Here is a 14,859-nt window from a genome sequence, read left to right on the forward strand (position 1 = left end):
TTGATGACGGCAGGACAAGGGGGGCGCGAAGGATCGCTGCGGAGCGGCCCTTATTCCGAGCCACCCAGGCGCGGCGGTGGCATGGCATCGTCTATGGCGATGACCCGCGCCTCCGATGGCAGCATGATAGGAATGCCGTCCCGCACCGGATAGGCAAGCTTTGCCACCCGCGAGACAAGCTCGCCGCGCTCCGGATCCCAGGCAAGCGGCCCCTTGGTCAGCGGGCAGGCCAGCAGTTCCAGCAGCTTGGGATCGACAGTCCTGTTCCCGTCACGTCCATCCGCCATTCGATCCGTCCTTCCACAAGGCAACCGCTTCGGGGTTTCGCGCGCGGACTTCCCTTCTCCCCTTGTAGGAGAAGGTGGCCGAGCGAATCTCGGTCGGATGAGGGGTGTTCCAGCTTGGCACCGAGGGCACTCCGTCCAGCACCCCTCAACTGTCTCGGCGCTACGCGCCGATCCACCTTCTCCCACAAGGGGAGAAGGCAAGAGCCTACTGCAAACTCGAACCGAAATCCTCATTGTCGCGCGCCAGCGCCATTTCGGTGATGGCGATCAGCGTTTCGGCGCGTGTCTTTAGATCGGCCGCTTCGAGCAGCGCCTGTTTCTCGGCCGGCCCGTAGGGCGCCATCATCGACAGCGCGTTGACCAGCATGGCGTTTTCGGCGCGGCTGACGCTTTCCCAGTCGGCCTCCAGATCGTTGGCCTGCAGATAGGCGCGAAACGCTTTGAGCAGCGCCGGCCGGTCGATCTCGGCTTCCGCCTGGTCGTCGTCGAGATCGGTGAGAAAGGGTGCCAACCGGCACTGGCGAAACGGCGTCCTGACGGTGAGTTCCTGGACAATGCGGAACCGGCACACGCCCTGCAGCGAAATCAGATAACGACCGTCGCCGCTCTCGGACAGCGCGATGATGCGCCCGGCACAGCCGACATTGCAGAGTTCCGGCTCGCCGTCGGGACGCAGCGCACCGTCGAGGCTGGGCTGGATCATGCCGATCAGCCGCGCCCCGGCGATCGCCTCATCGACCATCTGCAGATAGCGCGGCTCGAAGATGTTGAGCGGCATGCGGCCTCCCGGCAGCAGCAATGCGCCCTCAAGCGGAAAGATCGGCATGGTCGACGGTAAGTCCGCAGCGAGTCGGTAATGCGCGTTTCCCGCCTGCACCTCAATCCTCCGATCGCTTCGTCAGGAAGCGCACCAAACCCGTCTCCTCCCGGCCGGCACAAGGCGCGACACCGGAAACCCGAAATCGAATGCCGTCCGAAAACCTAATCTGGCGCAGCCGCCGCCGACCGCAAGCCCGCCGGACAAAACAGTCTGCGCCGGCTCAGGAAAACAGCAGCGACGACAGTTTGCGCCGTGCCGACAGCGTTGCCTCGTCGGTCATGCCCCATGCCTCGAAGAGCTGCAGCAACTGGGTTCTGGCGCCATCGTCGTTCCACGAGCGGTCGGCCTTGATGATCGCCAGCAGATTGTCGGCCGCCGCCATGCGATCACCCTTGGCGTTCTGGATCATCGCAAGCTCGAACCGCGCCTGGTGATCCCCGGGATTTTCGGCCAGCCGCCGTTCCAGTTCCGCCGGATTGCCGAGCACTGCTGCTTGCGCGGCGAGCGCCATCTTGGCGCGCAGCGCGGCGAGCTGCGGCGCATCCTTCTTTGCCTCCGGCGCCCGCGCCAGCATCGCATCGGCACCTTCGGTATCGCCGGCCTCGAACAGCAGATCGCCCAAGCCGGCGATCGCCTCGATCGTCTCCGGCGCCTGTTCCAGGATAGCGTCGTAGATGTCGGCCGCGGTCTGCACGTCACCGGCCTCGCGCGCCTCGGCGGCCGCGGCCAGCGCCTCGGCCACTTGCGGTGCGCCACCATCCTTGCCGCCGACCTTCTGGATGAATTGCGTGATCTGGCTCTCGGGAATGGCGCCCATGAAGCCGTCGACCGGCTGGCCGTCCTTGAAGGCAATGACCGCCGGTATCGACTGGATGCCGAGCTGGCCGGCGATCGATGGATGGTCGTCGATGTTCATCTTGACCAGCTTGACCTTGCCGCCGGCGGCTTTCACCGCCTTTTCCAGCAGCGGGGTCAATTGCTTGCAGGGGCCGCACCATGGCGCCCAGAAATCGACCAGCACCGGCTGGCGGCGCGATTCCTGGATGACGTCGGCGGCAAATCCAGCGGTCGTGGTGTCCTTGATGACGTCGGCCGGCACCTCCGCAAGTGCGACCTTCTCACGCGCGGCATCGGTGCCGCCATACTGCACGGTGGTGGCATACTGACCGCCATTGCTGCCAAATGGGCGGCCAAAGGGGTTGCTATCGCTCATCTCGTCGCCCTTTCGGTCGCGCCGCCGGCCAAGGGACAGGCGCAACATCCTTCTTCAGAACCCGGTTTCAGTCACCCATGTGGCGATCATGCCGAGACTTTCAAGATAACAGCATCATGTCCGGTTGCCTCGACGAATTTGACCAGGTCCGTGGCGGCGATGGAAGTCGTCGCCTCATTGGTCAGCGGGTGGGCGTTGACCACAGCATGGCTCATCAGCTCCTCGTCGAGAACGACCTTGACCCTTCGCTCCGTGTCGTTGATCAGCCCAAAAACGGTGACCGCGCCCGGGACGACGCCGAGAAGCACCATCAGCATCTCCGGCCGGCCGAAAGACACGCGGCCCGCGGCGCCGATCAGATGATGGATCTGCTTTAGATCGACCACCGCCTCCTCGCCGACGCTGACCAGGAAGAAATTATCTTTCTTGTCCTTGAGGAACAGGTTCTTGGTGTGGCCGCCGGCGATCTCGCCGCGCAGCACCTGCGAATCGGCGACAGTGAACAGCGGCGGATGCCGCTGTGTCGATACCTCGATCCCGAGTCCGGCAAGAAAGGCGAAAAGGTCGGCTTCGGTCTTCGGCATCGGTCTTTCTTCTGATGGCCCGCTTTCAACGGCTTGTTCGGCCTACGCCGTTTACGGCCAATGATGCGGCCAAGACAAGCCCGTCGCGCAATGCAGGGGTGATTGCCTTGCGACGTGTCGCGGGACGGCTTGTCCGCATTGCCGGCGAAGCAAAAAGCCTGCGAATTCCCTGTTGCAATCGCCGCGCTCTTCAGCCATATAGGCGCGGCTTGCGGCCCGAAAGCCGCGCGAGCGGGTGTAGCTCAGGGGTAGAGCACAACCTTGCCAAGGTTGGGGTCGAGCGTTCGAATCGCTTCACCCGCTCCAGTTTCTCTCAAGGGAAATCAAGCATCGAAAAGCCGCGGTCCGCCGCGGCTTTTTCGCATTTGGGCGGCACAGGACGCACTTGCCAGCAGGCGCTGCGGTCGCGCCAAGTACGCTGCAGATAGAATTCAGGACTTTTGCGTGTCGTCCTCGGACCAAGGTCCGTCTTGCAGAATGCTCTATTTGAACGGAACTTGTTGGACAGCGGGCTCCACTTTGGAAAGTCCTCACGTTTCTCACTGGAACCCATCCTGGCGGGAGGGCCACTCGAAGGAGGAATTATGAAAACGCGCACCTATCTATTCGCAGCGGCGGCCGCTCTCACCCTTGTCGCGTCTCCGGTCCTCGCTGCCCCCGGCGGCAATGGCGGCGGGAACGGCAATGGCGGCAGCCACGGCAACGGCGGAAACTCGGCTGGGGCCGGCTCGCAGGGACACGGAGCCGCCACCTCGGCCGCGGCCAAGGACAAGTCGACGACCGGAGTTGCTCATGCAATGGCGGTCGTTGCCACGACACCGGCCTCACCGCAGGCCACCCTGGCCTTGCAGGCAGCGCTGGATAGGAAGGCCGCGAAAGACGCGGCAAACACTGCCGACGACACCTCTGACGAAACCGAGTAAGCATTCGAAACTGACAACTTGTCGCGTTGAAAGCCGTGGTTCGCCGCGGCTTTTTTTCGTTTCCCCGCCTGGCGTTCGAACTCTCAAGGCCTTTGATGCATGTCGCGCAAAACTGTGCAGCGGTTTTGCGACACCGACATGCATGAAACAAGAACCTGAAGCGCGTCGCATGAGGCCGGTCGAACGCACCGCGCTTTTAGGGTCGGCAGGTCAACAGCGCTTCCAGAAAAAAGCTGCTCCACAGCGGCCCTGAAGCTACGCTGAGGCCAAACGCCGCCGCATCGGCGTCGGATTCGATTGCATGCGAGGAGATCCCGTGACGGGCTTTGTCGACCGAGAACGCGCAACAGACCTGATGCAGCGTGCCAATATCGAGGCATTGGTGCTTTGCGAGCCTGAGGCATTCCAATATGCCACCGGCGCCTGGATCGGCCCGGCCGGCCTGTTCCGCCGGGCCGGCGCCGGTTTCGTGGTCATCCCGAGACGAGACGACCTGCCGATCGGCGTAGTGGTTGCCGATTTCCAGGCTGCCCAGCTCCGGGCGGCGGTGGCGGATGCCGTGGTGCGCACGCATCCGATCTGGATCGAATCCGCGTCGCTTGAGCCGGCGACAGCCGGCCGGCCCGTTGCGCAGCGCATCGAGGCCGGCCTGGTTGGCCGCGCCCCCGGTTTTGCACGTCCAGCGACCTTCGAGCTTGCCCGCTCTGTCCGCGAGCTGAAGACGATGCTCGCCGAATTCGGGCTGGAGCGTGCAACGCTCGGCATCGAGCTGGATTTTGTCTCGGCCAGCGATTTGTCCGCGATGCAGGCGATGTTGCCCGGCACGGCCCTGGTCAACGGCTCGCCGATCCTCGACAGGCTGCGGGCAATCAAATCGCAAAGCGAGATCGACCTTCTGCGGCAGGGCATCGTCCTGTCGGAAACCGGCCTGTCGCGACTGCAGCAGCATGCGGCGACCGGCATGCGTCAGTCGGAGCTGGTCGCGCTCTACCGGCAAGGCGTCGCCGAAGCAGCCGCCGGGTCCTCGCTGCAAATCTCGACGGCGGAATACGTCACACTGGGCGCTCGGCCCAAAAGCGCCGATGTGGCAGCCACCGCCGGCGATCCGCTGAAGGCCGACATGGTCTGCAGCGTGAACGGCTATGCCTCCGACATGTCGAGGAATTTCACCTTCGGGCCGCCGTCGCCCGAACAGGCCGAATTGCATGCGATAGCCGAGCGCGCCTTCGCCGATGGGCTTGCCGCGCTTATGCCCGGAAAGCCGTTCGCCGGCGTGCATCGCGCCGCCAGCGAAAGCCTGGCGCGCCAGGGCCTGCGTTCCTATCGCCGCGGCCATTTCGGCCACAGCGTCGGCCATTCCGTGTTTTCCGAGCAATGGCCGTTCATCTCGGCCGACAGCGATGTCGTGATCGAAGCCGGCATGGTGCTGGCATTCGAGATCCCGCTCTACATCGACGGTCTCGCCAGCTTCAATCTCGAAGACCAGTTCCTGATCACCGCGAACGGGCCGCTGCCGATGAACCGCTTGCCGAGGCGCCTGGGGACTATAGGCTGAATCCAGCCGGTGCCCTTACCTGGCGCCGGCCACGCCCCTGCGGAAATCCGACGGCGACATGCCGGCAAGCTTGCGGAACGATTTGTTGAAGGCGCTGAGCGAGCCGAAGCCCGATTCCATGGCGACGCGCAGTACATTGGCATCCTGATGCATCAGCAGCGCCTGCGCGTAGCTGAGGCGCAGCAGATTCACATATTCGTTGAGCGTCATGCCGGTCGATTTCTTGAAGATGCTCATGGCGTATTTGGGATGGATGTCGGCCGCCGCGGCGATGTCGACGCAATCGATCTCGTAGAGGAAATTCTCGGCGATGAAGTCGCACATGCGCCCGACATTGCGCAGCGATTGCTGATCGAAGGGACTGCCTATCTCCTGTTCGACCGGGGTTTCGGGGGCGAGCCGGTAAGGCTCGAAGCGCACCCGCTCCAGCCGCAGCAAAAGCTCGTTGACGGCATGCTCGGCCTTGACCGGGTCGCCGGAGCGGGCATAGCGGTTCCAGCGCTCGAAATTGTGGTCGTCCGACCGGTCGGTGGCGTCGGTTACCAGCGTCGCGCCCGTCATCAGCCTGTTGCGGACGTCGACCGGCAAATGCAGCCGGAAGAAATGCACCAGCGGCAGATGCGCGCCGGCATAGATGGCATCGTCGGAGGCTTCGTCCATCTGGTGCGGCAGGCCGCCCCAGAACAGACACATGTCGCCAGCAGAGAGCGAAAGCTCGTGCCCGTCCATGCGGTAATGCACGGCCCCGCGCACGATGAAATTCACCTCGACCTGGGCGTGCCAATGCGGCTTGAGCATCACCAGGGGCTGGGTGTGAAACATCTGCAGCAGCAGCGGCAGGCCCTCCACGCTGCTGGCGCCAGGCTGGTAAAACGGCCTTTCCGGCATCTTACTTTCCGCTCATTTCTTATTCCCTTTGTCGCGGACAAGGCTTTCCCGAGGCCTAGTCTAGCCACGCTCGCAAACAGAGAGCAACTGAAATGGGAGGATTTCAATGCGCATAAAATTGACCTGCGCCGCGCTCGCGCTTGCCTTGGGCTCCAGCCCGGCCTTTGCGCAGTCCGGTGAAATCACGATCTGGAGCTGGAATATCGCCGCTTCGTCGCTGAAGGCCACCATAGCGGGCTTCAACAAGCAGTTTCCCGACATCAAGGTCACGGTCGAGGACCTCGGCAACCAGCCGACCTACGACAAGTCGATCGCCGGCTGTGCCGCCGGTGGCGAGGGCCTGCCGGACATCGTGACGATCGAGAACGGCGAAGCGGAAAACTACTGGAGCCAGTTCCCGGATTGCTTCGTCGACCTGCACACGCTCGGCTACACCGCGGAAGACCAGGCAAAATTCCCCGACTTCAAGCGCACCGAGCTCGAGGTGGACGACAAGGCCTATGCGATGCCGTGGGATTCGGGGCCGGTGGCGATGTTCTACCGACGCGACTTCTACGAGAAGGCCGGCGTCGATCCGTCCTCGATCAAGACCTGGGACGATTTCATCGCTGCCGCCAAGAAGATCCAGGCCGCCAATCCCGGCGTCACGATGACCAACGCCGATTTCAACGGCGATTCCGAATTCTTCCGCATGATCTCCAACGAGCAGGGCTGCGCCTACTTCTCCGCCGATGGTCAATCGATCACGGCCAACCAGCCCAAATGCGTCGATGCCATGACCAAGATCAAGGAGATGAAGGACGCCGGCATCATTTCCTCTGCCGACTGGAGCACCAAGATCACCAACAACACCGCCGGCAAGGTCGCCACGCAGATGTATGGCGGCTGGTATGAAGGCACTGTGCGCACCGAATCGCCCGATGGGACAGGCAAATGGGGCGTCTATTTGATGCCGAGCCTGACCGCCGACGGTCCGCGCGCCGCCAATCTCGGCGGCTCCTCGCTCGCCATCACCTCGGTGTCGAAGAACAAGGAAGCCGCCTACGCCTATCTGAAATACACGCTAGGGACGAATGAGGGCCAGATCACCATGCTGAAAGGCTTCGGCCTGGTGCCGTCGCTGATTTCGGCGCTCAACGACCCTTATGTCTCCGAGGGCCTGCCCTATTGGGGTGGCCAAGCCGTGTGGAAGGACATCCTCGGCACCCTGCCCAAGGTCGTCCCCAGCCGCGGTACGCCGTTCCAGAGCGACGCCGAAATCATCATCCGCGCGGTGCAGACCAAATATCTGGCCGGGGGCTATCCCGACGCCAAGGCAGCGCTCGACGATGCCGCAAGCCAGATCGCCGCGGCGACCGGCCTGCCGGTCAAGTCGTGATCTGACACGGAATGATCCCAGAGTCAGTTACCGGGCGCTTGCGCTGCCCCTCACCCTTACCCTCTCCCCGTGAAGAACGGGGAGAGGGGGTCACCAGCGTTGCGGCCCAGCCCCTTCTCCCCGTCACTTACGGGGAGAAGGTGCCGGCAGGCGGATGAGGGGCGGCACCGGCCTTCGAACAAGCCGCCGTTTGCGGCGCCGCATCACCTGAAACATCAACACCGCGCGCCCCAGCAGGCGAAAGCAGAAAGGAGGAGAACGATGCGCTACCAGAACGCCACGGCGTATCGCTTCCTTGCGCCCTATCTGCTGATCTTCTCGATCTTCTGGCTGTGGCCGATCATCGATTCCTTCCTGATCTCGTTCCAGGCGACGCGCACCGTGCCGTGGCGGTTCGCGCCGACCTTCAACTGGGGCCGGCTGATCGGCGATCCGGCCTTCTTCAATGCCTTGAAGAACACATTGCTGATCCTTGTCATCCAGGTGCCGGTGATGATTTCGCTAGCGATTGTGATGGCGGTGCTTTTGAACTCGCCGCTGCTCAAGGCGCGTGGCCTGTTCCGCTTTGCCTTCTTCGCGCCGGTCGTGGTCGGCGAGGTCGCCTATTCGGCGGTTTTCCGGCTGATGTTCAATCTGGACTACGGCATCATCAACAAATTGCTGAACAGCATCGGCCTGCCCAACGTCGACTGGTTTACCAACGTCACCCCGGCGATGGCGGTCATCATGATGGCGGTGACGTGGCGCTGGGCCGGCTACAACGCCATCATCCTGCTCGCCGGCCTGCAGTCCATCCCCGAGGATGTTTACGAGGCGGCGACCCTGGACCGGGTCAGCAAGGTCAAACAGTTCTTCTACATCACGCTGCCGCTGCTCAAGCCGATCATCGTGTTCTGCGCCGTGCTGTCGATCATCGGCACCATGCAGCTGTTCACCGAGCCCTTCCTAATCACCGAGCGCGGCGGGCCGGGCGGCGGCACCGAAACGCTCGGGCTGCTGCTTTATCGCCAGGGCTTCCGGTCGCTCAATTTCGGCTACGCTTCGGCCATCGCCTACACCATGGCCGGACTGGCGATTGCCATTTCGCTGGTGCAGATATGGCTGACGAGGGAACCGAAATGACCTCGCGCTCCCCAATCGGCCATTCCCGGGTCGGCCGTTCCCAGGCCAGATTGGGCCGCAGCATCGCGCTGCATCTGTTCCTGACGCCGCTGGCGCTGGTCTGGCTGTTTCCGCTGTGGATGATGGTGGTCTTTTCCACGATGCCCGACAACGGCATCTTCAGCCCCGACATCGAGCTTTTGCCGCACGGCAATTTCCTCGACAATGTCAGCAATCTGCAGCGCGGCACCAATTTCATCGGTGCCATCGGCATCTCCGTCTCGGTGGCGGTGACCTACACCTTCCTGTCGGTGATGCTGACCTCGATGGCCGGCTGGGCGCTGGCGCGTTACAACTTCTTCGGCAAGGGCATGGTCGTCGCCATCATCTTCGGCACCATCACGCTGCCCTATGCGGTCGTGCTGATCCCGCAATTCATCATGGTGGCGCGCGACTTCAAGCTCGCCAACACCTGGGTGGCGCTGATCGTGCCGCCGCTGTTCAATTCGCTGGGCGTGCTCTTCATGCGGCAGAGCTTTTCGATGATGCCGCACGAACTGTTCGACGCCGCCAAGGTCGAGGGCGTCAAGGAATGGCGGATATTCCTGTTCGTCGCACTGCCTCTGGCGCGGCCGATGCTGGCAGCGCTCGCCATCATCCTGTTCCTTGCCTCCTGGAACAACTATCTCTGGCCGCTGCTGATCAATTCCAAGCCGGGCGCAATGACCGCGCCCGTGGCGCTCGGCACGCTGATCGGTCTCACCAAGGTGTCCTGGGGCGGCATCATGGCGGGCGCGGTGATGCTGACGGCGCCAATGCTCGTCGTGTTCGTGCTTCTGCAGCGCCATTTCGTCGCCGGCATCGCCGCCGGCGCTATCAAGTAAGGATCAGCATGGCGGCAGTCACACTCAAAAACGTCATCAAGCGCTTCGGCGTCTTCGAGATCGTCCACGGCGCCAATATCGATATCGATGACGGCGAATTCGTCGTCTTCGTCGGCCCTTCCGGCTGCGGCAAGTCCACGCTGCTCCGGATGATCGCCGGGCTCGAGGACATCAGCGACGGCGAGATCGCCATTGGCGGCAAGGTGGTGAACGACGTCGAGGCGGCCGATCGCGGCATCGCCATGGTGTTCCAGTCCTACGCGCTCTATCCGCACATGACGGTTGAGCAGAATCTGAGCTTCGGCCTGAGAATGACCGGCAACCCCAAGGCAGATACCGAGCGGCGGGTGAAGCGGGCTTCCGAAATCCTGCGCATCGCCGAGCTGATGAAGCGGCGGCCGCGGCAATTGTCGGGCGGCCAGCGCCAGCGCGTCGCCATCGGCCGCGCCATCGTGCGCGAGCCGCAAGTGTTCCTGTTCGACGAACCGCTCAGCAATCTCGATGCCGAGCTCCGGGTGCAGATGCGCGTCGAGATATCGCGCCTTCACAAGGAGCTTGGCGTTACCATGGTCTATGTGACGCACGACCAGACCGAGGCGATGACGCTGGCCGACAGGATCGTCGTGCTCAACGCCGGTAATATCGAGCAGATCGGCGCGCCGCTCGATCTCTACGACGACCCCGCCAACCGCTTCGTTGCCGGCTTCGTCGGCTCGCCGAAGATGAATTTTCTGGCGGCGAAAGTGGTCGGAACCGACAACAGCGCGGCGATCGTGGAGCTGGTCAACCATCGCGGCGTGCGACTGCGCAAGCCGCTTTCCGATGCCTTGCCTGCGATAGGCGGCGATGTCGTGGTTGGCGTGCGGCCGGAGCATTTCTTCGACGCCGGCCAGGGCGATTGCGACCTTACCCTCAAGGCCGACGTCGCCGAGCACTTGGGATCGGTGAGCTATGTCTATGCCAATTCCGGGACCGGGGGCGGGCGCGAAGAACTGATCATCGAGCGCGAGGCCTCACGGCATCGCGCCAACGGCGACGACCTGGTGGTGTCGATCAAGGCCGACCGCTCGCTTCTCTTCGACGCCACCGGCGCACGCATTCGCTAACCCATCTTTCTTTTGTCCGATCGCGATTGCTCGCGGCCACCCCACGGAGATTTGACATGACTTCCAAACCAGAAAAAATTCGCTGGGGCATTCTCGGGCCCGGCAACATCGCCAAGGCCTTTGCCGGCGGCGTCGCCCATTCGCGCACCGGCACCTTGGTCGCCTTAGGGGCGCGCAATCCCGGCAAGGCCGGGCTCACCGAGGCTTTCCCCGGCGCCCGCATCCTCGACGGCTACGAGGCTTTGCTTGGCGATCCGGATGTCGACGCGATCTATATTTCGACGCCGCATCCGAGCCATGCCGAATGGGCGATCAAGGCAGCCGAGGCCGGAAAGCATGTGCTTTGCGAAAAGCCGCTTGGCCTGACCGCCTTCGAGGCCGACGCGATGATCCATGCGGCGCGCAAGGCCGGCGCCTTTCTCGGCGAAGCCTTCATGTACCGGCTGCATCCGCAGACGGCCAAGCTGGTCGAGCTGATCAGTGCCGGTGCGATCGGCGAGATCAAGATGATCAAATCCAGCTTCGGCTTCGCCATGCCGGGCTTCATGCCGGAGCACCGGCTTTACGCCAAGGATCTTGCCGGCGGCGGCATCCTCGATGTCGGCGGCTATCCCGTGTCGATGGCGCGGCTGATTGCCGGCGCCGCGGCGGGAAAGCCCTTCGCCGAGCCGGACAAAGTGGTGGGTACTGCGCATCTCGGCCAATCCGGTGTCGACGAATGGGCGTCGGCGCTGTTGCATTTTCCGGGCGGCATCGTCGCGGAAGTCTCCTGCAGCATCTCGCTCGCTCAGGACAATGTCTTGCGCATTCTCGGCAGCAAAGGCCGCATCGAGGTGGCGGACTTCTGGTATGCCGGCGGCCAGCAAGGCGGCACCGGCGAAATCCGCATCATCCGTCCGGGTAACACCGAGGTGGTCGAGGTCAAGGAGGACGGCTGGCTTTACGCGTTCGAGGTCGACGCCGCCGGCGAGGCCATTCTCGGCGGGAAGCAGGAGTTCGCCTGGCCCGGCATGGGCTGGGCCGACAGTCTCGGCAATCTGCGCGTGCTCGACAAATGGCGTGCCGCGATCGGGCTCGAATACGACATCGAGAAACCGGCAAAGCGCGTCAACACGATCTCCGGACGGAAGCTGCGCTCCGGCGGGACCGCCATCTCCAAGCGCAGCATTCCGGGCCTGCCGCGGCGGGCCTCGTGCCTGGCGCTCGGCTTCGAGGATTTCCGCACCTTTTCGTCGGGCGCCATCCTGCTCGACGCCTATTTCGAGGCCGGCGGCAATCTGTTCGACACCGCCTTCGTCTACGGTTCCGGCTATACCGAGACCCTGCTTGGCCAATGGCTGAAAAACCGCGGCGTGCGCGAGCAATCCGTGGTCATCGGCAAGGGCGCGCACTCGCCGCTCTGCTATCCCGACGTCATCGGCAAGCAGCTCACCCAGTCGCTCGAGCGGCTGCAGACCGACCATATCGACGTTTATTTCATGCACCGCGACAATCCGGACGTGCCGGTCGACGAATTCGTCGATGCGATGGACCGCGAGGTCAAGGCCGGCCGCATCCGCGGTCCGTTCGGCGGCTCGAACTGGACGATGGAACGCATGGACGAGGCGATTGCCTATGCCGAGCGCACCGGCAAGCAGAAGCCCGGCGCGCTTTCCAACAATTTCTCCTTGGCCGAGATGCTGGAGCCGATCTGGGCAGGCTGTGTCACCTCCTCCAGCGACGCGTGGAAGGCCTGGCTCACCGCCCGGCAGATGCCGAATTTCGCCTGGTCGAGCCAGGGCCGCGGCTTCTTCACCGACCGCGCCGGCCGCGACCGGCGCGACAATGAGGAGTTGGTCCGGGTCTGGTACTCGGACAAGAATTTCGGCCGTCGCGACCGTGCCATCGAGCTCGCCAAGCGGCTGGGCAAAAGCCCGATCCACGTCGCGCTCGCCTACGTCCTGGCGCAGCCCTTCCCGTCCGTCCCGCTGATCGGGCCCCGCTCGCTCGACGAATTGGAAGACAGCCTCCAGGCGCTCGACATCTCACTTTCGCCGGACGATCTTGCATGGCTGGATAGCGGTTCGGATCAGGCCCGCGCGCGGGCCTGACAGCAGCGGCAGTCGCTTCAACCTTGCGCTGCGCCATAGCTTCCGGACTGTTTGCGCTGCCCTCACCCTCTCCCGCAAAGAACCGGGACAGGGTAAGAATGGCGGCAGCGCAACGTCACTGGAAGATAGGGAAGACAGATGCTCGACATTTCACCGTCGAAACAGGCGGCCACCTGGCTCGGTTCTTTTGCGCGAGCGCTCGAAGCGGGCGACGTCGAGGCCGCAACCAATCTGTTCGTCGAGGATTGCTACTGGCGCGATCTTTTGACCTTCACCTGGAACATCAAGACGATGGAGGGGGCGGCCGCGATCCGCGAGATGCTGGCGGCGACGCTGGCAACCACAAGGCCTGCTCAATGGCAGCTCAGCGGCGAAGCCACCTCGGACGAAGGCACCATCGAAGCCTGGTTTTCTTTCGAGACGTCATCGGCGTGGGGCCAAGGCATCATGCGCCTCAGGGACGGCAAGTGCCGGACGCTGTTCACGGCGATGAGCGATCTCAAGGGGTTTGAAGAGCGCAAAGGCCCGGCGCGGCCGCTGGGCGTCCGCCACAAGGCCGATCCGGAACGCGAAACCTGGCTGGAGGCAAGGCGCCGCGAGGCGCGTGACCTCGGCGTTAGCCAGCAGCCCTATTGCCTGGTCATCGGCGGCGGCCAGGGCGGCATCATGCTGGGGGCGCGGCTCAGGCAATTGGGCGTGCCGGCCATCGTCATCGAGAAGAACGCCCAGGCCGGCGATTCCTGGCGCAGCCGCTATCGCTCGCTCGTGCTGCACGACCCGGTCTGGTACGACCATCTGCCCTACATCCCGTTTCCGGAAAACTGGCCGGTGTTCACCCCCAAGGACAAGATGGGCGACTGGCTGGAGATGTATACGCGCGTCATGGAGCTCAATTACTGGACCTCTACGGCATGCGTCAGTGCCTCCTATGACGAGACCGAAAAGGTCTGGACGGTCGAGCTCGACCGCGCCGGCGAGCGCATCACGCTGAAGCCCAGGCACATCGTCTTCGCGACCGGTGCTTATGGCCCGCCCAGGCGCATCGACCTGCCGGGTGCCGAGGTCTTTCAGGGCGAGATCCTGCATTCCAGCCAGTATTCCAACGGCGAGAAATTCCGCGGCAAAAGGGTCGCCGTCATCGGCGCGGCAAGTTCCGGCCATGACGTCGGCGTCGATCTCTGGGAGAGCGGCGCCGAGGTGACCATGGTCCAGCGGTCGCCGACGACGGTGGTCAAGTCGGACACGCTGATGGAGATCGGCTTCGAGATCTTCTCGGAAAAGGCGCTGGCCCGCGGCATCACCACTGAAAAGGCCGACATGATCGTCGCCTCGACGCCGTTCGCGCTGCTGCCGCAAGGCCAGCGGGCGCTTTACGACGTCATCAAGGCGCGCGATGCTGCCTTCTACGACCGCTTGCGCAGCGCCGGCTTCGCCATCGATTTCGGCGACGACGAGACTGGGCTCCTGATGAAGGCCTACCGCACCGGCTCGGGCTTCTACATCGACGTCGGCGCCTGCGATCTGATCATCGACGGCGAGATCGGCATCCGTAGCGGCGTCGGGATCAAGTCGCTGACGCCGACAGGCATCCTCTTCGACGACGGCACGGAACTGGCGGCCGACGCAATCATCGCCTGCACCGGCTATCTCTCGATGAACGAGACAGTGGCGGCGATCGTTTCGCGCGAAGTCGCCGACAAGGTCGGGCCGTGCTGGGGGATTGGCTCGGGCGTGAAAGGCGACCCGGGTCCGTGGCAAGGCGAGTTGCGCAACATGTGGAAGCCGACAGCGCAGGAAGCGCTGTGGTTCCACGGCGGCAATCTTGCGCTGTCGCGCTTCTATTCAAAATTCGTGGCGCTGCAGATCAAGGCGCGCATGGAAGGCATTCCGACGCCAGTCTATGGAGCGCCGGTGCGATAGGGCCGCCTTTCCCTTCTCCCCTTGTGGGCCTGTTGCGTAATTCGCTGATTGTGATTCTCTGAGGTGGACGGTCTGAGGGAATCGCGATGGCAGTGAAGCAGACGGGCCAG

The 14,859-nt window shown here is 63.6% G+C and carries 13 protein-coding genes and 1 tRNA gene; 9 read left to right on the forward strand and 5 right to left on the reverse strand.

Annotation, left to right across the window (positions count from 1 at the left end; genetic code table 11):
- Positions 1-50: 50 nt before the first annotated feature.
- From NKI01_RS04955 to NKI01_RS04970, 4 genes are all read right to left on the reverse strand, one after another.
- Complete coding sequence (locus tag NKI01_RS04955; RefSeq protein ID WP_023720580.1) at positions 51-287, reverse strand: Trm112 family protein; 237 nt, start codon at positions 285-287, stop codon at positions 51-53.
- A gap of 205 nt (positions 288-492) precedes the next feature.
- A complete protein-coding gene (locus tag NKI01_RS04960) occupies positions 493-1,164 on the reverse strand; it encodes an LON peptidase substrate-binding domain-containing protein (RefSeq protein ID WP_023720579.1) in 672 nt (223 codons plus the stop codon).
- 163 nt (positions 1,165-1,327) lie between these two features.
- Positions 1,328-2,320 (reverse strand): thioredoxin, encoded by a 993-nt coding sequence (trxA, locus tag NKI01_RS04965; RefSeq protein WP_352481097.1) that lies wholly within the window; start codon positions 2,318-2,320, stop codon positions 1,328-1,330.
- A gap of 86 nt (positions 2,321-2,406) precedes the next feature.
- The gene (locus NKI01_RS04970; protein ID WP_352481098.1) at positions 2,407-2,904 is read right to left on the reverse strand and encodes a prolyl-tRNA synthetase associated domain-containing protein; all 498 of its coding nucleotides are present in this window, start codon (positions 2,902-2,904) and stop codon (positions 2,407-2,409) included.
- A 231-nt stretch (positions 2,905-3,135) separates the two neighbouring features.
- Between NKI01_RS04970 and NKI01_RS04975 the strand changes: the two genes are divergently transcribed.
- The 3 genes from NKI01_RS04975 (at position 3,136) to NKI01_RS04985 (ending at position 5,382) form a co-directional block, all read left to right on the forward strand.
- Positions 3,136-3,210: transfer RNA gene (locus NKI01_RS04975), tRNA-Gly, on the forward strand.
- A 278-nt stretch (positions 3,211-3,488) separates the two neighbouring features.
- Positions 3,489-3,827 (forward strand): hypothetical protein, encoded by a 339-nt coding sequence (locus NKI01_RS04980; RefSeq protein WP_023720576.1) that lies wholly within the window; start codon positions 3,489-3,491, stop codon positions 3,825-3,827.
- A 316-nt stretch (positions 3,828-4,143) separates the two neighbouring features.
- Complete coding sequence (locus tag NKI01_RS04985; protein WP_023720575.1) at positions 4,144-5,382, forward strand: M24 family metallopeptidase; 1,239 nt, start codon at positions 4,144-4,146, stop codon at positions 5,380-5,382.
- Positions 5,383-5,397: 15 nt separating this feature from the next.
- Here the strand turns inward: NKI01_RS04985 and NKI01_RS04990 are convergent, their stop codons facing one another.
- Positions 5,398-6,270 (reverse strand): helix-turn-helix domain-containing protein, encoded by an 873-nt coding sequence (locus NKI01_RS04990; protein WP_023720574.1) that lies wholly within the window; start codon positions 6,268-6,270, stop codon positions 5,398-5,400.
- A 106-nt stretch (positions 6,271-6,376) separates the two neighbouring features.
- Between NKI01_RS04990 and NKI01_RS04995 the strand changes: the two genes are divergently transcribed.
- From NKI01_RS04995 to NKI01_RS05020, 6 genes are all read left to right on the forward strand, one after another.
- Entirely contained in the window at positions 6,377-7,648 is a 1,272-nt protein-coding gene (locus NKI01_RS04995) for an extracellular solute-binding protein (protein WP_352962083.1), read from the forward strand.
- Between the two features lie 261 nt (positions 7,649-7,909).
- On the forward strand, positions 7,910-8,770 hold the full coding sequence (locus tag NKI01_RS05000) for a carbohydrate ABC transporter permease (protein ID WP_352481102.1): 861 nt from the start codon (positions 7,910-7,912) through the stop codon (positions 8,768-8,770).
- Complete coding sequence (locus NKI01_RS05005) at positions 8,767-9,633, forward strand: carbohydrate ABC transporter permease (RefSeq protein ID WP_352587971.1); 867 nt, start codon at positions 8,767-8,769, stop codon at positions 9,631-9,633. Before NKI01_RS05000 ends, NKI01_RS05005 begins: the two co-directional genes overlap by 4 nt.
- A gap of 8 nt (positions 9,634-9,641) precedes the next feature.
- Complete coding sequence (locus NKI01_RS05010; RefSeq protein WP_023720570.1) at positions 9,642-10,739, forward strand: ABC transporter ATP-binding protein; 1,098 nt, start codon at positions 9,642-9,644, stop codon at positions 10,737-10,739.
- 56 nt (positions 10,740-10,795) lie between these two features.
- Positions 10,796-12,829 carry an aldo/keto reductase gene (locus tag NKI01_RS05015; RefSeq protein ID WP_352962087.1) on the forward strand — a complete coding sequence of 678 codons (2,034 nt, stop codon included), beginning with the start codon at positions 10,796-10,798 and terminating at the stop codon, positions 12,827-12,829.
- 138 nt (positions 12,830-12,967) lie between these two features.
- Positions 12,968-14,749 carry an NAD(P)-binding domain-containing protein gene (locus tag NKI01_RS05020; RefSeq protein WP_352962090.1) on the forward strand — a complete coding sequence of 594 codons (1,782 nt, stop codon included), beginning with the start codon at positions 12,968-12,970 and terminating at the stop codon, positions 14,747-14,749.
- Positions 14,750-14,859: the final 110 nt, after the last annotated feature.

The sequence above is a fragment of the Mesorhizobium sp. M0815 genome (assembly GCF_040319995.1).
GTDB lineage: Bacteria > Pseudomonadota > Alphaproteobacteria > Rhizobiales > Rhizobiaceae > Mesorhizobium.